At 71.6% G+C, this 19,226-nt stretch carries 21 protein-coding genes; 9 read left to right on the top strand and 12 right to left on the bottom strand.

The window, feature by feature from the left end; genetic code table 11:
* Positions 1–5: 5 nt before the first annotated feature.
* A complete protein-coding gene (locus OG521_37375) occupies positions 6–380 on the bottom strand; it encodes a metalloregulator ArsR/SmtB family transcription factor (GenBank protein ID WUW26134.1) in 375 nt (124 codons plus the stop codon).
* Complete coding sequence (locus OG521_37370) at positions 377–823, bottom strand: SRPBCC domain-containing protein (GenBank protein ID WUW26133.1); 447 nt, start codon at positions 821–823, stop codon at positions 377–379. The genes OG521_37375 and OG521_37370 overlap by 4 nt, the downstream gene beginning before the upstream one ends.
* A gap of 157 nt (positions 824–980) precedes the next feature.
* On the opposite strand from OG521_37370, the gene OG521_37365 reads away from it, so the two are divergent.
* From OG521_37365 to OG521_37355, 3 genes are all read left to right on the top strand, one after another.
* Complete coding sequence (locus OG521_37365) at positions 981–1,766, top strand: DeoR/GlpR family DNA-binding transcription regulator (protein WUW26132.1); 786 nt, start codon at positions 981–983, stop codon at positions 1,764–1,766.
* 62 nt (positions 1,767–1,828) lie between these two features.
* Positions 1,829–2,182: a DUF4406 domain-containing protein gene (locus OG521_37360; GenBank protein ID WUW26927.1), complete on the top strand. Its 354-nt coding sequence runs from the start codon at positions 1,829–1,831 to the stop codon at positions 2,180–2,182.
* Positions 2,179–2,859 (top strand): NUDIX domain-containing protein, encoded by a 681-nt coding sequence (locus tag OG521_37355; GenBank protein ID WUW26131.1) that lies wholly within the window; start codon positions 2,179–2,181, stop codon positions 2,857–2,859. The genes OG521_37360 and OG521_37355 overlap by 4 nt, the downstream gene beginning before the upstream one ends.
* Before the next feature lie 64 nt (positions 2,860–2,923).
* On the opposite strand, the gene OG521_37350 is transcribed toward OG521_37355, so the two are convergent.
* On the bottom strand, positions 2,924–3,541 hold the full coding sequence (locus OG521_37350) for an ATP-dependent endonuclease (protein ID WUW26130.1): 618 nt from the start codon (positions 3,539–3,541) through the stop codon (positions 2,924–2,926).
* Positions 3,542–3,623: 82 nt separating this feature from the next.
* Between OG521_37350 and OG521_37345 the strand changes: the two genes are divergently transcribed.
* Positions 3,624–4,202, top strand: coding sequence for a GrpB family protein (locus tag OG521_37345; GenBank protein ID WUW26129.1), 579 nt, complete (start codon positions 3,624–3,626; stop codon positions 4,200–4,202).
* Between the two features lie 70 nt (positions 4,203–4,272).
* Here the strand turns inward: OG521_37345 and OG521_37340 are convergent, their stop codons facing one another.
* From OG521_37340 to OG521_37325, 4 genes are all read right to left on the bottom strand, one after another.
* A complete protein-coding gene (locus tag OG521_37340; GenBank protein ID WUW26128.1) occupies positions 4,273–4,857 on the bottom strand; it encodes a hypothetical protein in 585 nt (194 codons plus the stop codon).
* A gap of 13 nt (positions 4,858–4,870) precedes the next feature.
* Entirely contained in the window at positions 4,871–5,872 is a 1,002-nt protein-coding gene (locus OG521_37335; GenBank protein WUW26127.1) for a zinc-binding dehydrogenase, read from the bottom strand.
* Between the two features lie 166 nt (positions 5,873–6,038).
* The gene (locus OG521_37330) at positions 6,039–6,638 is read right to left on the bottom strand and encodes a dihydrofolate reductase family protein (GenBank protein WUW26126.1); all 600 of its coding nucleotides are present in this window, start codon (positions 6,636–6,638) and stop codon (positions 6,039–6,041) included.
* Positions 6,635–7,525, bottom strand: coding sequence for a metalloregulator ArsR/SmtB family transcription factor (locus tag OG521_37325; protein ID WUW26125.1), 891 nt, complete (start codon positions 7,523–7,525; stop codon positions 6,635–6,637). Before OG521_37325 ends, OG521_37330 begins: the two co-directional genes overlap by 4 nt.
* Positions 7,526–7,648: 123 nt before the next feature.
* Between OG521_37325 and OG521_37320 the strand changes: the two genes are divergently transcribed.
* Complete coding sequence (locus OG521_37320; GenBank protein ID WUW26124.1) at positions 7,649–8,359, top strand: hypothetical protein; 711 nt, start codon at positions 7,649–7,651, stop codon at positions 8,357–8,359.
* Positions 8,360–8,467: 108 nt separating this feature from the next.
* Entirely contained in the window at positions 8,468–9,031 is a 564-nt protein-coding gene (locus OG521_37315) for a GNAT family N-acetyltransferase (protein ID WUW26123.1), read from the top strand.
* 230 nt (positions 9,032–9,261) lie between these two features.
* On the opposite strand, the gene aroQ is transcribed toward OG521_37315, so the two are convergent.
* The 4 genes from aroQ to OG521_37295 form a co-directional block, all read right to left on the bottom strand.
* The gene (aroQ, locus tag OG521_37310) at positions 9,262–9,912 is read right to left on the bottom strand and encodes a gamma subclass chorismate mutase AroQ (GenBank protein ID WUW26926.1); all 651 of its coding nucleotides are present in this window, start codon (positions 9,910–9,912) and stop codon (positions 9,262–9,264) included.
* Positions 9,913–10,139: 227 nt separating this feature from the next.
* Positions 10,140–10,577 carry an SRPBCC family protein gene (locus tag OG521_37305; protein WUW26122.1) on the bottom strand — a complete coding sequence of 146 codons (438 nt, stop codon included), beginning with the start codon at positions 10,575–10,577 and terminating at the stop codon, positions 10,140–10,142.
* 31 nt (positions 10,578–10,608) lie between these two features.
* Positions 10,609–11,619: an aldo/keto reductase gene (locus OG521_37300; GenBank protein WUW26121.1), complete on the bottom strand. Its 1,011-nt coding sequence runs from the start codon at positions 11,617–11,619 to the stop codon at positions 10,609–10,611.
* Between the two features lie 238 nt (positions 11,620–11,857).
* Positions 11,858–12,730, bottom strand: coding sequence for an NAD(P)H-binding protein (locus OG521_37295; protein ID WUW26120.1), 873 nt, complete (start codon positions 12,728–12,730; stop codon positions 11,858–11,860).
* An 89-nt stretch (positions 12,731–12,819) separates the two neighbouring features.
* On the opposite strand from OG521_37295, the gene OG521_37290 reads away from it, so the two are divergent.
* Both OG521_37290 and OG521_37285 read left to right on the top strand, forming a co-directional pair.
* Positions 12,820–13,566 (top strand): TetR/AcrR family transcriptional regulator, encoded by a 747-nt coding sequence (locus OG521_37290; GenBank protein ID WUW26119.1) that lies wholly within the window; start codon positions 12,820–12,822, stop codon positions 13,564–13,566.
* A gap of 145 nt (positions 13,567–13,711) precedes the next feature.
* Entirely contained in the window at positions 13,712–14,212 is a 501-nt protein-coding gene (locus OG521_37285; protein WUW26118.1) for a hypothetical protein, read from the top strand.
* Positions 14,213–14,334: 122 nt separating this feature from the next.
* Here OG521_37285 and OG521_37280 read toward each other — a convergent pair whose 3' ends face one another.
* Positions 14,335–15,390 carry a methyltransferase gene (locus tag OG521_37280; GenBank protein WUW26117.1) on the bottom strand — a complete coding sequence of 352 codons (1,056 nt, stop codon included), beginning with the start codon at positions 15,388–15,390 and terminating at the stop codon, positions 14,335–14,337.
* Positions 15,391–15,846: 456 nt separating this feature from the next.
* Between OG521_37280 and OG521_37275 the strand changes: the two genes are divergently transcribed.
* A complete protein-coding gene (locus OG521_37275; GenBank protein WUW26116.1) occupies positions 15,847–19,221 on the top strand; it encodes a pyruvate carboxylase in 3,375 nt (1,124 codons plus the stop codon).
* Positions 19,222–19,226: the final 5 nt, after the last annotated feature.

Raw genomic sequence — 19,226 nt, 5'->3', positions numbered from 1 at the left:
TGCGGTCAGACCGCGCCCCCGTCGGACCGCGGCGGGTGCGCTTCCCGCTCCGCCGCCTCTGCCACGCGCTTGATGGTGGCAAGACGGAGGTCCCAGTCGGCCGCGAGCGAGGCCATCCACCGCGCCGTCGCGTCGAGCGCCGCGGGCCTCACCGCGTACCGCACCTCGCGCCCCACCCGGGTACCGGCGACCAGCCCGGCGGCGTCCAGTACGGCGAGGTGTTTGACGACCGCTTGCCGGGAGACGGGAAGCCGCTCGGCGAGCGTCGTCGCGGTGGCCTCGCCACGGGCGGCGAGCTGATCCAGCAACTGCCGTCGCGTCGGGTCGGCGAGCGCGGTGAGGACGCTGTCGACGGCCTCGCCGTGGCGGTCTTCCGTCACGCGGCGGGCTGTTCGGCGCGCGACTTGAGCGCACCGAGCTCCAGGGGCCAGCCGCCGCTGTGGTCCTTGAAGTTCTGGCTGCGCAGCTCCTCGGAGCCGGCCAGTTCCGCGAACCCGCTCTCGACGACGCGCAGCCGCGTCTGCTCGCCCTCCGGGGTCAGCGTGAACTCGACGAGCGTGCTGTTGCTCTCGTGCAGCTCCTCCCCCGGGAACGCACTGGTCCACCGGTACGCCAGGTACGTCGGAGGCTCGACCTTCTCCACCCGCACGGGGAAGTCGCCGTGCTCGGCGTTCTTGGCCACCATCGACTCCCCCTCTCTGGCCACGGTGCCCGGCAGGCTCGCCTTGTCGGCCACCCAGAACCCGGGCTGGGCCACCAGTGACCAGACCCGCTCCAGAGGTGCGGAGATGAGGGTCTCGCGTTCGATCCGGTCCTCACTCATGACTGTCTCCGTTCATCGTCACCCTTGACTTGCAACTCCAGGGTTGCACGAGAATGAGACGAGTGCAACCTGTCAGTTGCACATCCATTCGTCGGCACACTCACTCGTTCGAACATCATGTTGTTCGTTTGCACGCAAGGGTGGTAGAAATGCTCGCATGAGTGTTGCTCACCGTTTGGATCTGACCCTGCGACTGGTGCAGGGCACCGACCGGGTGTCCGTGTCGGAGCTCTCCCAGCGCCTGGGCGTGTCGGAGATGACCGTGCGCAGGGACCTGGACGCACTGGAGGGCCAGGGGCTGGTCCGCCGCGTGCACGGCGGCGCAGTGGCCACGCGTTCCCGGGCCGAGGACGCCGGGTTCGTCGCGCGGGAGCCGTGGCAGGCAGCGACCAAGGACCGGCTGGGCAGCGCCGTCGCCGCACTGGTGGAGCCCGGGTCACGGGTGCTGCTGGACGCGGGCACGACGACGGTGCATGTGGCCGAGCACCTGGCGGCCCGGGCCCCATTGACGGTGGCCGTGCTGAGTCTCCAGGCCGCGGTGTGCCTGGCCGACCGGCCGGGGATCGAACTCCTGGTCGTGGGCGGCCGTTCCCGCCCGGGTGAGCGCTCGTTCGTGGGGCCGCTGGCGCTGCGGACGCTGGAGGCGCTGGCCTTCGACTGCTTCGTCATGTCCATCGGCGGCGTCCACGCCGAGCACGGCTGGTCGGAGTTCTCCCTGGACGACGCCGCGGTCAAGCAGACAGGCCTGGTCCGGGCCGACCGCACCATCGCAGTGGCGGACGCGACCAAGCTCGGCGTACGGGCCTTCAGCCGGGTCGCCCCGCTCGACTCCGCACAGCACTTCGTCACCGACAGCGCGGCCGAGAACGCCGACACCCACCCCCACGGTCCGCAGACCCTGGACGCCCTGCGCGATGCGGGCGTCGAGACGGTCCTGGCCTGAGCCCCGCCTCTTTCCCCCGAACCAAGGAGTGTGCCGTCGTGGCCGCCGATCCCCGCCCTCTGATGATCCTGGTCGCCGGTCCGTACCGCTCGGGCACCGGCGACGACCCGCACAGGCTCGAAGCCAACGTGCACGCCATGAACCGGACCGCCCTCGCCCTCTTCCGCGCCGGCCACCTGCCCGTCACCGGCGAGGCCCTGGCCCTGCCGCTCCTGGACACCGCGGGCAGCACCGGGCCCGGCGACCCGCTGTTCGACGAGATCTTCCACCCCGTCGCCGAACGGCTGCTGGCCCGCTGCGATGCCGTACTGCGGATCGGCGGCCCCTCGCAGGGCGCGGACCGGATGGTCACGCGCGCCCACGACCAGGGCAAAAGCGTCTACACCGGCCTCGCCGACGTGCCGGCCGCCCGATGACCGCCGGTGTCGACACCCCGGACCGCCGCGGCCGTACGGGCCTCGACCGGCACGGCCACGACCTGACCGGCAACCCGCGCGTGCGGATCCACGACGTGGAGGTGCTGTCCTGCGACTGGTACGTCCTGCGCAGGACGACCTTCGACTACGAGCACACCGACGGCCACGTCAGCCGCGAGCAGCGGGAGACGTACGACCGCGGTGACGGTGCGACGATCCTGCTGCACAACACCGACCACGGCACCGTGCTGCTGACCCGTCAGTTCCGCCTCCCCGCCTACGTCAACGGGCACACCGACGGCATGCTCCTGGAGACGGCCGCCGGACTCCTCGACGGGGACAGCCCGGACGAGGCGATCCGCCGCGAGGCGGCCGAGGAGACGGGACACGTCATCGGCACCCCCGAGCACGTCTTCGACGTGTTCATGAGCCCGGGCTCCGTCACCGAGCGTCTGCACTTCTACGCCGCCCCCTACGACCCGGCGGACAACCCCACCGACGCGACCGGCATCGCCGAGGAGGGCGAGGACATCACCACGGTCGAGCTCCCGTTCACCGACGCGCTCGCCATGGTGCGGGAGGGCACGATCGCCGACGCGAAGACCATCATGCTGCTCCAGTGGGCCGCCCTGGACGGTCCGTTCCGACCGCCCTCGCCACTCCCCCGGCAGAGCTGACACGCGCGCGGCACCGCAGGGCGGTCACAGCAGTCACGGCCGTCAGGACATCATCCGGCGGTCGTCAGAGGCTGGCGAGCAGGGCGTCCAGCGGGCCCGGTACGCGATCGGGGTCCAGCGCCTCGGTGAGGACCCGACCGTAGTGGATCTTGCGCCCCTTCTTCGTACCGAGGAAGCGCCGCAACTGCTGTTGCGTGGTACGGCCCCGCTGCGCGGGCTGGCGGAGGAAGGTCTGCAGGGCGCGCAGATCGCCCTCCGCCCGGATGAGCTCCTCCACGCGTGTCACGCCCAGCGCACGGATGAGTTCGTCCTCCAGGTCCGCCGCGCAGACGAAGAACTCCTGCTGTGCCGCATCGGCCCGTTCCAGGGCGCGGGAGTAGTACGGCCGCTCCGCCTCGTCGCACAGCCCGGTGAGGCGCAGGCCGAGACCGGCCGGCCCCAGAAGGAGGGCGAAACGTCCCACGCTCATCGCGCCGCCCATGGGCAGCACGCACACGCCCTCGGCGGCCAGATCCCTCCCGCGACCGGCGGCGAGCGCGCCGACCGCTGCGGCGTCGCTCGGCCCTTCCAGCAGAACGGCCGCCCGGACGGACAGCCGCGCGGCGAGTTCACGCGCGGGGTCACCGGCGCCACCCGCCGCCCAGGCAAGGACCGCATCTCGGAACAACCCCATGTCAGCCACGGTACGAGTGTCCGCCATCGCCGACGGCAACGGTAGGCAATTTCCGTCGGCGGACGGGCTGTACGGGATAGCGTGGTGAACCATGCCGTTCCCCGATGAGCCTTCGCAGGTCGATGTCGTCGAGTACCGGCCGCAGTGGCCGCAGGAGTTCGAGGCCCTCGCCGAGGTGCTCCGCGATGCGCTGGGCGGTCTCGCGCTCGGCGTCGACCACGTGGGCTCCACCTCGGTTCCGGACCTGCCGGCCAAGAACTGCATCGACGTGCAGGTGCGGATGAGGTCGGTCGACGCGGCACGTGACGTACCGCTGCTCGCGGCGATCGGCTTCCGGTGCCGCCCGGAGGCCTGGAACCGGATCGAGGTCTCCGGCGGACGGCGGTGCCACAAACTCGTCTTCGCGCCGCCGCCCGGGGCGCGCCGGTGCAATGTGCACCTCCGGGATGCCGACGGGCCCAACGCCCGCTTCGCCCTGCTGTTCCGGGACTATCTGCGCGCGGACGACTTCGCCCGCCGGGCGTGGGGCGCGTTCAAGCAGCGGCTGGCGATGAGCGTGCCCGGCCTCGTCGACTACGGGCAGATCAAGGCTTCCGCCACCGAGGTGCTGATGGCCGCGGCCGAACGCTGGGCGGCCCAGACGGGGTGGAGCGGGCCCTCGGGAGCCTGACCGAGCGTCGTCCGGCCGCGGGGGCTCACGGTTCTGCCGGCCCCGGCGAACGCGTCGGGGCCGCCGGACCCTACGGCTCCGGCGGGCGCCGAACGTCCAGGACGACCGCGGTTCCGGCCACGGACCGGTCCTCGTGCATGGTGATCACCTGACCGGGCGTGATCCGCCCCCACCTCGACGGGGAGAGCGGAGCGAGACGCACGGTGGCCCGTCCGCCGGGCTCCATGAGGGGCACGGACTCCGCCCACAGGGCGGCGACGCAGAGGTCCGGTTCGCCCGTCGGGGTGGTGCCGCCGATGTCCCACATCGGCCGGAGGACACCGGCCCCGGAGAAGGCCGTCCGCCGGTGGGACTCGTGGACGGGCGTCAGGGTGAGCTCGGCCCGGATGATGCCGTGCCGGGTCTCGTAACCGCGCCAGTGGCACCACGCCGCGCTCGTCTCCAGCCGCAACTGCTCGGCGGCCGCGGCGAGGGACTGCCAGAAGGTGACCGGAAGCGGGCGGCCGTCACCGAGTTCCTCCAGCAGGCAGAGAGCCACTTCCCACTCATCGTGAGTGAGGTGGTCCCAGACGTCGTTCACCGTGATGTCGTTCTCGGTGGCCGTCCCTTCCGGCACCAGCAGGGAGGCCGCTTCCAGCAGGCCGACGACGTCCATGCCCGAGCAGGCCCTAATGCCGGACGCGGACGACGAGTTTGCCGGTGGCACGGTTGTGCTCCATGTCGTCGTGTGCCTGCCGCACCTGCTCCAGACCGTCGTAGACCCGATCCACGGGGAAGGCCAGCCGGCCGGCCGCCACCGCGTCGAGGATCTCCTGGAAGACGTCCTGGGGCAGATCGGCGGCATCACCGAAGTAGCCGGCCAGGCGTACTCCCTTCGGCAGGTACTCGTTCGGGGAGAAGTCCCGCACCGTCCACTGGTTGGAGAGGCTGCCGCCGAAGCAGGCCGTGCCGTGCACGCGCACCGCGCGCAACGTGTCGGGCAGGGTCGGCGTGCCGACGAGATCGAGGGCGGTGTCGACGCCGCCCGGGAACAGCTCGCGCACCGCGGGTGCGACCTCACCTGTGTCGAGCAGCGGGTGGTCGACGCCGTGCTCCTTCAGCGAAGCCAGACGTCCGGGCTGCCGGGTGGTCGACAGGACGGTGGCGCCGCGCCACGAGGCGAGGGCGGCAGCGGCCAGGCCCACCGAGGACGTGCCGCCGCGGATCAGTACGGACTGCCCGGACTCCAGTCCCAGACCGACGGTGAGCGAGCCGTGGGCGGTCTGCACCATCTCCGGCAGCGCCCCCAGCACCTCCCACGGCAGGTCCGTATCGACCCGGATCACCTGCGACAGCGGCACCGACGTGTACTCGGCGTAGCCGCCGTCGAAGGTGCGCCCCATGTCCCCCATCATGGCGACGACCTTCTGCCCGGGCGCGAGGCCGCTGCCGGCCGGGGCCGCGTCCACGGTTCCGGCGGCCTCGATCCCCGGAACCCGGGGAAAGCTGACGCCCACCCCGAGCCCCAGCCGAAGCTTCAGCTCCGAGCGGTTGAGGCCGAACGCCTCGATCCGGATACGCACCCAGCCGTCCCTCTCGGGCGGGAGCGGGAGCGTGATCAGGTGGAGGTTGTCCACGGGGCCGGGGGCGGAGAGCCGGACGGCGCGCATGGTGGTCGGAGCGGACATCATGGAGCCTGCCTTCTTCCCGGAGGGTCGGTCCGCGGTGTCAACACGCGACGGCTGCGCGTTCATTCCCGGCGTTCGTTCCCGGCGTTCGTTCCCGGCGTTCATTCCCGACTGGGCCCGGTTGTCCGCCTGTTGACGCCGGCACCGTGGACGGCGCGGGGCGACCGGCTCAGCGGACCCGGTCGTAGACCATGGCCATCTCGCCGAGCCGGCCGGTCTCCTGCGTGGTGAGCGTCCACTTGGAAGCCGGCAGTCCGTCGTCGAACAGCCGCGGTCCGCCCCCGGCGATCTCGGGGAGGATCATGAGGTACAGCCGGTCGACGAGGTCGGCCGAGAGCAGTGCCTTGATGACGCTCGCGCTGCTGTTGACGAGGATCTCGCCCTCGCCCGTGGCCTTGAGTTCGGTGATGACGTCCGCGGCCGGGGCGTTCACCACACGGGCACGTTCCCACGGCGCCTCGGTGAGCGTGGTGGAGAAGACCACCTTCTCCACGTCCACCAGCCACTTCGCGTAGCCGCGATCGCGCGGATCGGCGTTCTCGTCGTCGGCGACCGAGGGCCAGAACCCCAGGAATCCCTCGGCGTTGACCCGGCCGAGCACCGCCGTCGTCGCCTCCTCCCAGATGCGGGTGAGGTGGTTGCGTGCGACGTCGGTGGTCACGTACGGGGCGATCATCCCGAAGTCGGCGGGGCCGCCGGGCCCGCTGTACCGCCCGTCGAGGGTCAGACTCAGGTTCGCGGTCACTCTGCGGTCGGTCGAGCCGGTCATGTCGAACTCCTGGTGTCGGTGATCTCAGTGGTTTCGGTGATGTCGGTGATTTCGTTGATGTGCGAGTGCCGCGGATCCGCGGCAAGGTTCGCCGCAAGCTTGTCGAGGCTCTGGCCGAAGCCGATCTCGATCCCTGCGACGAAGGCCGCGGACTCGACCACGCTGTCGGTGATCCGCCAGCGGACGTCAAGGTCCGTGCCCGTGTCGGTCGACCTCAGGTCCAGGGCGACATGGGCGGTGAAGGCGTGGCCGCCGTCGGGCAGCAGAGGAGAGAGCCGGTAGGCGAGGTGCTCCCCGGGGCGCACCTCCTCGACGACGCCCTCCGCGCGCCCGGCTGTCACGTCGGATCCGTCGACGTCCTCGGCCTCGCGGTACTCCTGGACGACCCGCCCACCCGGTCGCACATCGAAGACGAGCTCGGAGACGCGCAGGTCGTCGGGTGTCCACCAGCGCGCCAGCAGCGAAACGTCGGTCAGGTGGCGCCAGACGAGCTCGGGGGTCCCCGCCAGCGGGCGAAGGAAGGCGAACGAGCGTCCGTCGGCCCACCCCGGCTCCTCCGCGGCCAGCTGCTCCTCTTCGACGCGGGCGCCGTAACGGTCATAGGTCGCATGCGACCCGCCTTCCTCTTCCGCCGCGTCGGCCAGCCGGCCGAGCGCAGCCGCCAGATCCCGCAGGGGGCCGGGGCGGAGTGCGTAGACGCGGCGCTGGCCGGTGCGCCGGGAGGTGACGATGCCGGCGCGCTCAAGGTTCTGCAGATGCTTCGTCGTCTGCGGCTGCCGCGCCTCGGCCAGCTGGGCGAGGACACCGACCGAACGGGGCCGTTCGGCCAGAAGGCTCACGAGCCGCCAGCGGGCCGGGTCGGCCAGTGCGGTGAGGAGTGCGTCCATAAGGACAGTATTCTCCACCACGAATATTCTTGTCAAGGAATACATCTGAAGAAGCGCGATCCGGGCGCACGCACCCGCAAACCGTTCGACAGAGCAGGCCGGCACCGAGCATGATCCGCACTCGTGACAACACAGCAGCAACTCCTGGTCGGGCACGCCGCCCGCAACAACGCCGAGTGGTGCGCGGCCATGTGCCGGTCCCATGACATGGCGGGCGAGTTCGGACCACAGTCCTGGGCCGCCCCGTCCCGCACGCCGCTGTACTACCCGGACGCGGTGACCCTGGTCCCCGGGGCCGATCCCGCCGCACTGGTGGAGCGCATCGATACGGGCGCGCCCGGCGCCACCGTCAAGGACAGCTTCGGCGACGTGGACCTGTCAGGGGCCGGGTTTCAGGTGCTGTTCGAGGCACAGTGGATCCACCGCCCGGCACATGCGCCCGCACCCTCGTCGGATCTCGCCCTGGACGTCGTGGACGACCCGGGCTCCTTGCACGACTGGGCAGTCGCCTGGGACGACGGGAACGGTAACGCGGATCTCTTCCGGCCCGGACTCCTCGACGATCCGGCCACGTACGTGCTCGCCGGACGGTCGGCCGACGGCCGGATCGTCGCCGGAGCGGTGGCGAGCCGCAGCGACCAAGTGGTCGGCATCTCCAATGTCTTCGCGCTCGACGGCGGCCCCGACGCGGCCTGGCCGCTCGTACTGGGAGCGGTTCACGAGCTCTTCCCGACCTTGCCGGCCGTCGGCTACGAGCACGGCGAGGACATGGCGGCCGCGGTCCGCCATGGCTTCGAACCGATCGGTGCGCTGAGGATCTGGCTGCACGGCTAGAGTCCGTCCCGCACTTCACGGGCACGGTGGCTCGCGCCGGCGGATTGCTTCGCGAATCCGGGACCACCATCGGGAGTAGAGCCGGGATCACCATGGGGAGTAGCCGCCATGACGCATCTACTGACCGCTCCGCGTCCTGACGACTCCGCCGCTCTGGGGCCGCTGCAACTGAGGGTATGGCTGCAGACCTACTCCGACAGGGCGGCAGGGATCGACGAGGCCTGGATCCGTCGGCAGCGTGGCTCCGCCGCCACCGCGCAAGGTGTCGCCCGGTGGCGGGAGTTCATCGAGGCGGCCGCGCGGCGACCGGACCTGATGTTCTGCCGCGTGGCCCGGGAGGGCACGGAGATCGTCGGGTTCGTGTGCGGCCGCCGGGACGGCGTGGTCACCCTCGGGCCGATGTACCTGCTGGACGAGGCCCAGGGCCACGGTCTCGGCGGCCGCATGATGGAAGCGTTTCTCACCTGGGCGGGAGACGCGGCCGTGCACCTGTGGGTCACGGAGTTCAACACGCGCGCGGTCCGCTTCTACGAGCGCCACGGATTCCGGACCACGGGCGAGCGGGAGCTCTGGCGAGGGCGACTGCCCAACGTACGGATGACCCGCGCCGCCGCCACGTCGCACGAGGATCGCGGCCGGACCGTCGGAGACACCGAATCATCCGGTACGTGACGACCTCCGCGGAAACGTGCGGCAGCCCGTCGGTCAGCTCCGACGCGTTTCCGCTCCGGCGTCGGTGCACCTTCCTCAACAGGCATGCCGCGCAGCCGCGTTCAGACCCGACGCGTCATCCAGGTGCTCACCATAGGCAGACACTCTGGAGCAACGGGCCTTGCGTAGCAGCCATATGCGGGGACACAGACCGGACGTGGGCACGAGGCTCGAAGAAGCGGGGCAGCCGCCTAAGCCGAGTGGGAGAAGGAGGATCGCGCGCAGACCGACTGCAACGCCTGCTTCAGCGCCTTCGCGTGGAGGTGTCCGAGGCGGTCATGGATCCGTACGGATGTCTCGGCGGCGGTCAGCGTGCCGCCGCAGGAACGATCCGTTCGTACGGTCGCCGTGTCGGCGATCGCAGCCACCAGGTCGGCGTTGAGCCGGTTGATCTCCTTGCGCACCTCTGCGAGGTCCGGGCGGCGCGAGGGTGCCCGGGAAGGGTCGGCGTCCCAGCGATGGTGCAGCGCGCGCTGCACCTGCTTGTTCGCCTCGATCTGGTCCCGGAAGATCCGTACCGTCGCCGCCGGATCGGCTCCGGCCGCGCGCGCCTGCCGGGCAGCCGTGTCGAGGACCTGCTGCTCACGGGCAGGATCGTCGATGGGCTTGCCGGTCCCCCACTTGGCGGCCGCGACCTGGAAAGCCGTGGCGAGCCGCCCGGCCGAGAGGCCGGCAAGCAGCCGAAGCCCCGCATACCCACTGTGGTGGCCTCCGGTGACGGTCGCGGGCGACGGGGCAACGGCCACGGGCGGCGGGGCCGCTGCCGCGTCCGAACCGGCAAGGAGAGCCGCTGCGACCGAGCCGGAGATCAGCAGGCGTACGGCGTAGGCGGTCGGCTGCATGCGCATGGACCGATGCTACGGGCGCGGCCCGCCGGCGCCACGAGGGCCACTCCGCGTGTCCGGCAGGATTGCCCGGTCCGCGTGCCGGGTCGGCGCGCCCTTTCCGTCTGCCAAGGTCCGCGACCGCGGCTCCGGCTGAGACAGATCGTTGCCAGGCCGGGGCCGGTCGCGGGGCTGGTGGCGACCGGACGGCCGACTGCCGCACCCGCGGCGCGGGCGGTGTTCCTTCAGGCGTCGAGCGTCCCGGCCAAGGCGGCGAGACCGTCCCGGTAGATCCCCTCGAACAGGGCCTTCGCCTCGCTCTCGCTCACTCCGTCCGGCGTGAACGTACCCGACCATTCCACCCGGGCCCCGTCCGCTCCCCGGTCGATGACCCGCAGGGTGGAGAGGTAGCCCGTGACGGGAAACGGCGCGCGGGCGATGGAGTAGCGGTAGCTGCGGTCCGCTTCGTCGAAGGCTTCGAGGCGTTCGACGATGACGCCGCCGTCGGCGTTCGTCAGCGTGCGCAGCCGTCCGCCTTCGCCGAGCCGGCTGTCCGTGATGTACGGCAGCCAGTCGGGCAGGGACCCGAAGCCGCCGGTGACCTGCCAGACCCGGTCGGCGGGGTGCGGGGTGTCGAGGGTGATGGTGGTGCTGGTGCTGTTGGTGGTGCCGGTGGAAGCCATGGTGCGTCCTTGCGGAGTGGGTGTGTGCGGGTCAGCTGGTGGGAACGGGCGCGGACCGGTCGATGATCCGCTCCTCACGGAGGGCCTGCCAGAAGCCGTGCGGGACGTCCTGCGCGAGGGCGCCGAGGTCCTCGGCGATGCGGCTGGGCCGGGTCGCTCCGGGAATGGCCGCGGCAACGGCGGGGTGGGCCAGCACGAACTGGAGGGCGGCCGCCTTGATGCCGATGCCGTTCTCCTCAGCCAGTGCCTTGATACGGGCGACCTTGTCGACGATGTCGGCCGGCGCCTCGGCGTACTCGAAGTGACTGCCGCCGGCGAGGATGCCGGAGCTGTACGGGCCACCGACGACGATGTCGACGTCCTGAGCGGCCGCGGCGGGGAGCAGCCGCTGCAGCGCCCGCTCGTGGTCCAGGAGCGTGTACCGGCCGGCCAGCAGGAACGCGTCGGGCTGCGGCTCGTCCAGGTCCAGCGTCATCTCCAGCGGCTCGACCTTGTTGACGCCGAGGCCCCAGGCCTTGATCACGCCCTCGTCCCTGAGCCGCGTCAGCGCCCGGAAGGCACCGGTGCGGGCGCTCTCGTAGACGCTGACCCAGTCGTCGCCGTAGAAGTCCTGGGCGACGTCGTGGACCCACACGATGTCGAGCCGGTCCGTCCTCAGACGCTTGAGACTGTCCTCGACGGAGCGCAGGGTGGCGTCGGCGCTGTAGTCGTTCACGATCCTGTTGGGACGGCCGTGCTCGAACAGGGCGCCCTTCTCGCCGAGTTCGCGAGTCGCGGGGTCCTCGATCTCGTCGAGGATGACCCGTCCGACCTTGGTGGACAGGACGAACTCGTCGCGGGGCTGCTGTGCGAGGACGTCACCGAGGCGTATCTCAGCGAGTCCCGCGCCGTACAGCGGTGCGGTGTCGAAGTACCGGATGCCCTGGTCCCACGCGGCCTGCACCGTGGCGGCGGCCTCGTCGTCGGGGATGGCGCGGAACATGTTGCCGAGGGGGGCGGTGCCGAAGCCGATGCGGCCGGGCAGGAGGGAGCGAATGCTCATGGGGTGACCTCGATCAGAAGCTGGTGGGGGGGGTGAGGTGGTGTCGAAGCGGCGCGGCGCCGGATGTGCGGTTGCCGCTCCGCCCTGGAGACAATACTTGCATGCGCGGGCTATATGCAAACGCGCATTATCGGCGTCCGCCATTCGGGCACCTCCCGCCCTGTCGCACCCCACCGGCCTCACGGGTCCGGACCGCGACTGCATCCGGACCCGCATCCAGCCGTCCCCGCACCTCCGCTCAGCGCACCCCGTCCGCGGTCAGGTGCTTGCGCAGGACCTCGGCGAAGCCCGTCGGCTCGCGGCCGATCAGGGCGGCGAGGGTCGGGTCGACGGCGGAGAACTCGCCCGCACGGGCGGCGGCGAAGATGCCCAGCAGCTGATCGGCCGCATCGGCGGGCACACCGTTGCCCACCAGTTCGTCGCGGAACCGGGCGTCGGGTGCCGTGGTCCGGGTGATGGTGCGACCCGTGACAGCCGTGGCGAGGTCGGCAAGGTCGGCGAAGGTGAGCGCCTGCGCGGCGGTCAGCGGAGGCGTGGGACCTTCGAAGCGCCCCTCGTCGGCCAGGATCACGGCGGCCGCCTCCGCCAGGTCGGCGTGCGCGGTCCAGCTGACCGGACCGTCCGCGGGAAGCACCACCTGGCCGGAGTCCATGCCGTGGCCGAGGAACTGCACCGCACTGGAGGCGTAGAAGCCGTTGCGCAGCGAGGTGTACGGCACGCCGGAATCACTCAGTGCCTGTTCGGTGGCCGCATGATCGCGGCAGGCCTGGAAGTGCGAAGCGGCGTCGGCGCCCATGTGGCTGGTGTACAGGATGCGGCGGGCACCCGCGGCGACGGCTCCGTCGATCGCGGCCCGGTGCTGCCGTACGGCCTCCTCACCCATCGCGTCGACGGACACGATGAGGACCTGGGAGGCGCCTTCGAAGGCATCGACGAGTCCCCCGGCCTCGCTGAAGCTGCCGCGTCGCACCCGCACGCCACGGTCGGCGAGCGCCTGCGCCTTCTGCGGGTCGCGGACGCTGACACCGACCCGCTCCGCCGGCATACGGGCCAACAGCCGCTCGACGATCTGACCCCCGAGCTGTCCGGTGGCTCCGGTAACGATGATCATGATGAACTCCTCTTTGTGGTTCCAGTGGAATCACTTCAACCGTAACACCGATACTAACGATGGAACCAGCAAGGCTGTATCGTTGATACATGTCACCACGCTCACAGATCACGGACGGGGCCCGAGCCGATGGGTCCGGCAGCGCGGAGCCGGGTCCCCGGCAGCCGCGGCAGCGCGTCATCGAGGCCGCGGCAGACCTGCTGGCCCGTGAGGGCCGCGACGCGGTCACCACCCGGGCGGTCGCGGTCGCCGCGGGGCTCCAGCCGCCCGCCATCTACCGGCTGTTCGGCGACAAGGACGGGCTGCTCGAAGCGGTGGCCGAGCACGGCTTCGCCACGTTTCTCGCGGCGAAGCACGTCGACCCCGATCCGCGGGACCCCATCGAGGACCTGCGGGACGGCTGGAATCTGGCGGTCGAGTTCGGTCTGGACAACCCCGCCCTGTACACGCTGATGTACAGCGAGCCCGTGGGGTCCCAGTCGCCGGCCTTCAAGGCCGGCATGGATGTACTGATGGGCCGGGTCCGACGCCTGGCCGCCGGGGGCTGGCTCCGTGTGGACGAGGAGCTCGCGGCCATGATCATCCACGCCACGGCACGCGGCGCCGTGCTCACCTGGCTGTCGATGCCCGAGGACCGGCGCGATCCGGCGCTCCTGACCTCGCTGCGGGAGTCCATGGTCGCCGCCGTGACCAACGAGGAACCGGCAGTACAGCACGCGGGCCCGGCCGGTGCCGCGCGCGCCCTGCGCGCCACGCTGCCCGAACAGACGGCTCTCAGCGCCTCGGAACAGCAGCTCCTGAAGGAGTGGCTGGACCGCCTCGCCTCAGACGGCTGAAACGGCCGGGGAAGCCGGGACGGCCTGGGCATCGGACGTCGTACGCACTCACGGGCTGAGGGAATCACCGACACCGCGCATGCCGGGCGCGCCACCTCGCCGAAACCCCCTCGGCCGCGCGGCCCCGACCTGGCAGCATGCCCCCATGCCCACGCCCTGCCCCGACGGCGACTACGCGGTCACGGTCATGTACTCCGTGCCGGACGATGCCTGGTATCTGGAGCTGGACCTGGTCGCCCGTCAGCGGACCCTGGTGACCGCGATCGTGCCCGACGAGGACCCGACGCGGGAGCCCACGGTGTGCTTCGACACCCACGGTCCCCACGTGGACATCCCGTACGCCGTCATACGCTGGTTCATGGACCAGGTCGACGAGGAGATTCGCACGTCCCGCGCCTGGATGCGGATGCGGCCCGAGCTCGTCGAGGTCGTTCGCGGACTGCGCCAGGAATACCTGGGCGCCATTGCCGACGAGGAGTTCCGCGACGTCCTGCCCGAGGTGCGCCTCGCCGTACCCGAGGCCGATCTCGCCGGCGTCCTCGCGGCCGCGTTCGGCCGGCGCCCTGACGGGAGCACCGTGGACCGACCGCCCGCACCCGTACCGGCGGAAGACCGGAGCGACGGGCCCCCGGATTCCTCGTCCTGATCGTGCCCGGCTCGTCCGGCGCGTCCCGGGTCAGCACGCCGCGGCGCGCGTGATCGGCAGCCGAGCCCGGAGCACTCAGGGCCGTACGCCGTCCGGACCGGCCCAACCGCGGCCGCTTCCCGTCACGGGGCGGAGGACGCCGCGCGCGGGGCGCAGTCCAGGATCACGTGGTCCAGCGGGGTCGTGCGGACGTCGTCGACCCGCAGCCCGGCGGCCGACGCCAGAGCCTCGTACTCGTCGATGCCGCGCTCACGGCCGCCCGCGAAGACCAGCATGCGCAGGTCCATCTCCGCGAACTGCGCCGGGTCCGCGCCGGAGGTGCCATGCGCCTCGATGACGACGACCCGGCCGCGCTCGCCTGCCGCCTCCGCGCATCGGCGCAGGAGGGCGCGTGCCCGGTCGTCGTCCCAGTCGTGCACCACCTTGTTGAGTACGTAGACGTCGGACCCGGCGGGCAGCGGGTCGAAGAAGCTCTGCCCGACGGCCTCGCACCGGTCCGCCAGGCCGCGCGCGGCGAGGAACTCCCGGCCGCGGGCGGCGGTGTCCGGCAGGTCGAGCAGGGTGGCCCGCAGCCCCGGGTGGGTGTCGAGCAACTCGGCGAGCAGGGCGCCGCGTCCCCCGCCGACGTCGGTCACATGCCGGGCCGCGGACCAGTCGTAGCCTCCCGCCGCATCCCTCACCAGCGCGGCGCCGGCGGACATGGTGGCGTCGAAGGAGGCGCCCATCCGCGGATGGGCCGCCAGGTAGGGCCAGAACGGGGCGCCGAAGACCGTCTCCCAGGCGGGCTCCCCCGTGCGGACGGTGTGCAGCAGGCCGGTGAACGCCAGATCCATCGTGCCGCCGAAGCCGTCGAGGTCGAGCGAGAGCCGCAGTTCCGCCGGGTGCTCCGAACGCAGCAGTTCCGCGGTCCCGTTGAGCCCGAAGCGGCCCGGTTCCGGCTCGGTGAAGACGCCGTGGCACACCAGGTGCCGCATCATCCGGCCGAGCGCGTCCGGATCGGTGCCGGAGCGGCGGGCGAGTTCGCCGCCCTGCCCCGCACCGTCGGCGATCAGGTCGGCCAGGCGCAGCGTGGCGGCCACCCGCAGGGCCATGGGGGTGACGAGGTCCATCAGCGGTCCGATGGTCCGCCAGGCGCGCATGACGCGCTCGCCCTCGTCGCCGGATCCCGTCCCGTCCATGGCCGTCTCCTTCGTGGCCGCCCCTGTCGCCGGACACCGGCGGCCGGGGCGGCCTTCGCGCTGCCGATGCCCGCATCAGACCAGACGGCGGGGCACCGCTCCAGCCAACAGGCCGCGCGGCCGCGTTCCCGTCCGCTCCGCCGCGTTCCCGACGCTCCGGCACGGGCGGACCCTGACGGCGCGTCGGGAGCGGACAGCCGCCGCCACTCCACGCCGGCCGGGCACATCGTGGCCCCGGCCGGAAGCGCCTGCGAGCCGGTGCGGCGGCACGTGACGCACGCCATCCTTTGCGCCCGCGATCTCTGGGAAGGTCTCCGGTACGGTGTCGAACGCTCCTGGCCGGACAGCCACGGAGTACTTCGCCACCCGCCACGTGACCATCGGATGCCGCCACGCGTACCCGTGCGACATCGCCCGTCCTGAGGCCACGCGCCCGTGACACGACTGGGGAGTTTGATGTTCGAAAAGGTATTGGTCGCCAACCGCGGGGAGATCGCGATCCGCGCGTTTCGTGCGGCGTTCGAGCTCGGAATCTCCACCGTGGCCGTGTATCCGCACGAGGACCGCAACTCCCTGCACCGGGCCAAGGCCGACGAGGCCTACCGGATCGGGGAGCAGGGGCATCCCGTGCGGGCCTATCTCTCCGTGGACGAGGTGATCAAGGCCGCCCGCAAGGCGGGCGCGGACGCCGTCTACCCGGGGTACGGATTCCTGTCGGAGAACCCGGACCTCGCGGCCGCGTGCTCCGAGGCCGGGATCACGTTCGTGGGGCCGCCGGCCTCGGTGCTGAACCTGACGGGGAACAAGTCCCGGGCGGTCGCGGCCGCCCGGGAGGCCGGTGTTCCGGTGCTGAAGTCGTCCGAGCCGTCGGAGGACGTCGACGCGCTCGTCGCCGCCTCGGGTGACATCGGCTTCCCGGTCTTCGTGAAGGCGGTCGCCGGTGGCGGCGGGCGCGGGATGCGCCGGGTCGCGGAGCCGGGTGAGCTGCGCGAGGCGATCGACGCGGCGATGCGCGAGGCCAGGTCCGCGTTCGGTGACGCGACGGTCTTCCTGGAGCAGGCGGTGATCAATCCCCGCCACATCGAGGTGCAGATCCTCGCGGACGCGGCGGGCAACGTCGTGCATCTGTACGAGCGGGACTGCTCCTTGCAGCGCCGCCACCAGAAGGTCGTCGAGATCGCGCCCGCCCCGAACCTCGACCCGGCCCTGCGGGACCGGATCTGCGCCGACGCCGTCGCGTTCGCGCGGCACATCGGCTACGTGAACGCGGGCACCGTCGAATTCCTCGTCGACGAGCGCGGCAACCACGTCTTCATCGAGATGAACCCGCGCATCCAGGTCGAGCACACGGTGACCGAGCAGGTCACCGGGCGCGATCTGGTGATCGCGCAGCTGCGCATCGCCGCCGGTATGACGCTGCCCGAACTGCACCTCACCCAGGACGACATCACCCTCAACGGCACCGCGATGCAGTGCCGCATCACGACGGAGGACCCGGCCAACGGCTTCCGGCCGGACACCGGCACCATCTCCGCCTACCGCTCCCCCGGCGGGCCCGGCGTCCGGCTGGACGGCGGCACGGTCCACACCGGCGCCGAGGTGTCCGCCCACTTCGACTCGATGCTGGTCAAACTGACCTGTCACGGGCACGACTTCGGCAACGCGGCCCGCCGGGCACGCCGGGCCATCGCGGAGTTCCGCATCCGCGGTGTGGCGACCAACCTGCCCTTCCTGGGCGCGGTGCTGGACCAGCCGGACTTCCGGGCCGGGCGCATCACGACGAGCTTCATCGAGGAGCACCCGGAGCTGATCCGGGCCCGCCCGTCGGCCGACCGCGGCAGCCGCATGCTCGGCTATCTCGCCGAGACGACCGTCAACCGGCCGTACGGGCCCCGGCCTTCCGTGATCGACCCGGCGGACAAGCTGCCCGTTCTTCCGACCGGCACCCCGCCGGCCGGCTCGCGGCAGCGCCTCGCCGCTCTCGGTCCGGAGGCCTTCGCCGCCGAGCTGCGCGCCCAGTCGGCGGTCGCCGTGACCGACACGACGTTCCGCGACGCCCACCAGTCGCTGCTGGCCACCCGCGTACGGACCCGTGACCTGCTGGCCGTCGCACCGCACGTGGCCCGGACCGCACCGCAGCTGCTGAGCCTCGAATGCTGGGGAGGCGCCACCTACGACGTGGCGCTGCGCTTCCTCGCCGAGGACCCGTGGGAGCGGCTGGTGAAGATCCGGGAGGCCGTGCCCAACATCTGCACCCAGATGCTGCTGCGCGGCCGCAACACGGTCGGCTACACGCCCTACCCCACCGAGGTCACGGAGGCGTTCGTCGCCGAGGCCGCGAGCGCGGGGATGGACATCTTCCGGATCTTCGACGCCCTCAACGACGTGTCCCAGATGCGCCCGGCCATCGACGCGGTGCGTGCCACCGGGACCTCGGTCGCCGAGGTCGCGCTCTGCTACACCGCCGACCTGTCGGATCCCGGCGAGACCCTGTACACGCTGGACTACTACCTGCGTCTGGCCGAGGAGATCGTGGATGCGGGCGCCCACGTGCTCGCGATCAAGGACATGGCCGGGCTGCTGCGGCCGCCGGCCGCCCGTACGCTCGTCACGGCGCTCCGCGAGCGCTTCGACCTGCCGGTGCACCTGCACACCCACGACACGGCGGGCGGACAGCTCGGCACGCTGATCGCCGCGATCGACGCGGGAGTGGACGCGGTGGACGCGGCGGTCGCGTCCATGGCCGGCACCACCAGCCAGCCCCCTCTGTCGGCGCTGGTGGCGGCAACCGACCACACGGAGCGTGCGACCGGTCTCTCCCTCCAGGCGGTCGGTGACCTGGAGCCGTACTGGGAGGCGACCCGCAAGGTCTACGCCCCCTTCGAGTCCGGTCTCGCCTCGCCCACCGGCCGGATCTACCACCACGAGATCCCCGGCGGGCAGCTGTCCAACCTGCGCCAGCAGGCCATCGCGCTCGGCCTCGGCGACCGGTTCGAGCTCATCGAGGACTGTTACGCCGCGGCGGACCGCATGCTGGGCCGGCTGGTGAAGGTGACGCCGTCGTCGAAGGTCGTCGGCGACCTGGCGCTGCATCTGGTGGGTGCGGGTGTCGAGGCGGCGGACTTCGAGTCGGACCCGGGCAAGTTCGACGTACCGGATTCCGTGATCGGGTTCCTCCGCGGTGAGCTGGGCGACCCGCCCGGTGGCTGGCCGGAGCCGTTCCGTACGCGTGCGCTGCAGGGCCGTCCGGAGAAGGCGCAGGCGCCGCAGCTGTCGGACGAGGACCTCCAGGGTCTGCGGGAGTCGCCGCGCGCGACCCTGAACCGGCTTCTGTTCCCCGGCCCGACCAAGGAGTTCAACGCCCACCGGGAGGCGTACGGCGACACGTCCGTGCTGCCGACGCAGGACTTCCTGTACGGCCTGGAGACGGAGACCGAGCACACGGTCACGCTCGACCCGGGTGTCACCCTGCTGATCGAGCTGGAGGCGATCTCCGAGGCCGACGAGCGCGGCTTCCGCAGCGTACTGGCGACCCTCAACGGGCAGTTGCGGCCGGTGTCGGTTCGGGACAGGTCCGTCGCCACGGACGTCAAGGCGGCCGAGAAGGCGGACCGAGGCAATCAGGGCCATGTGGCCGCGCCGTTCGCCGGTGTCGTGACGCTTCAGGTGGAGGAGGGCGCGTCGGTCTCGGCCGGTCAGACGGTCGCCACCATCGAGGCGATGAAGATGGAGGCGTCGATCACCGCCCAGTCCGCGGGCGTGGTGCGGCGGCTCGCGATCGGCAGGGTACAGCAGGTCGAAGCGGGTGATCTGCTCATCGAGACCGCCTGAGGCGG

The organism is Streptomyces sp. NBC_01463, from assembly GCA_036227345.1.
Classification (GTDB): Bacteria; Actinomycetota; Actinomycetes; order Streptomycetales; family Streptomycetaceae; genus Streptomyces.
The sequence above is the reverse complement of the archived record's forward strand: the minus strand, read 5'-3'. Positions and strand labels throughout refer to the sequence as shown.

Excerpts from the sequence above, each read along its gene's own strand:
- OG521_37370 (WUW26133.1), bottom strand. The coding sequence starts at position 823 with ATGAGTGAGGACCGGATCGAACGCGAGACCCTCATCTCCGCACCTCTG.
- OG521_37365 (WUW26132.1), top strand. The coding sequence starts at position 981 with ATGAGTGTTGCTCACCGTTTGGATCTGACCCTGCGACTGGTGCAGGGC.
- OG521_37360 (WUW26927.1), top strand. The coding sequence starts at position 1,829 with ATGATCCTGGTCGCCGGTCCGTACCGCTCGGGCACCGGCGACGACCCG.
- OG521_37355 (WUW26131.1), top strand. The coding sequence starts at position 2,179 with ATGACCGCCGGTGTCGACACCCCGGACCGCCGCGGCCGTACGGGCCTC.
- OG521_37345 (WUW26129.1), top strand. The coding sequence starts at position 3,624 with ATGCCGTTCCCCGATGAGCCTTCGCAGGTCGATGTCGTCGAGTACCGG.
- OG521_37340 (WUW26128.1), bottom strand. The coding sequence starts at position 4,857 with ATGGACGTCGTCGGCCTGCTGGAAGCGGCCTCCCTGCTGGTGCCGGAA.
- OG521_37335 (WUW26127.1), bottom strand. The coding sequence starts at position 5,872 with ATGATGTCCGCTCCGACCACCATGCGCGCCGTCCGGCTCTCCGCCCCC.
- OG521_37330 (WUW26126.1), bottom strand. The coding sequence starts at position 6,638 with ATGACCGGCTCGACCGACCGCAGAGTGACCGCGAACCTGAGTCTGACC.
- OG521_37325 (WUW26125.1), bottom strand. The coding sequence starts at position 7,525 with ATGGACGCACTCCTCACCGCACTGGCCGACCCGGCCCGCTGGCGGCTC.
- OG521_37315 (WUW26123.1), top strand. The coding sequence starts at position 8,468 with ATGACGCATCTACTGACCGCTCCGCGTCCTGACGACTCCGCCGCTCTG.
- aroQ (WUW26926.1), bottom strand. The coding sequence starts at position 9,912 with ATGCAGCCGACCGCCTACGCCGTACGCCTGCTGATCTCCGGCTCGGTC.
- OG521_37305 (WUW26122.1), bottom strand. The coding sequence starts at position 10,577 with ATGGCTTCCACCGGCACCACCAACAGCACCAGCACCACCATCACCCTC.
- OG521_37300 (WUW26121.1), bottom strand. The coding sequence starts at position 11,619 with ATGAGCATTCGCTCCCTCCTGCCCGGCCGCATCGGCTTCGGCACCGCC.
- OG521_37295 (WUW26120.1), bottom strand. The coding sequence starts at position 12,730 with ATGATCATCGTTACCGGAGCCACCGGACAGCTCGGGGGTCAGATCGTC.
- OG521_37290 (WUW26119.1), top strand. The coding sequence starts at position 12,820 with ATGTCACCACGCTCACAGATCACGGACGGGGCCCGAGCCGATGGGTCC.
- OG521_37285 (WUW26118.1), top strand. The coding sequence starts at position 13,712 with ATGCCCACGCCCTGCCCCGACGGCGACTACGCGGTCACGGTCATGTAC.
- OG521_37280 (WUW26117.1), bottom strand. The coding sequence starts at position 15,390 with ATGGACGGGACGGGATCCGGCGACGAGGGCGAGCGCGTCATGCGCGCC.
- OG521_37275 (WUW26116.1), top strand. The coding sequence starts at position 15,847 with ATGTTCGAAAAGGTATTGGTCGCCAACCGCGGGGAGATCGCGATCCGC.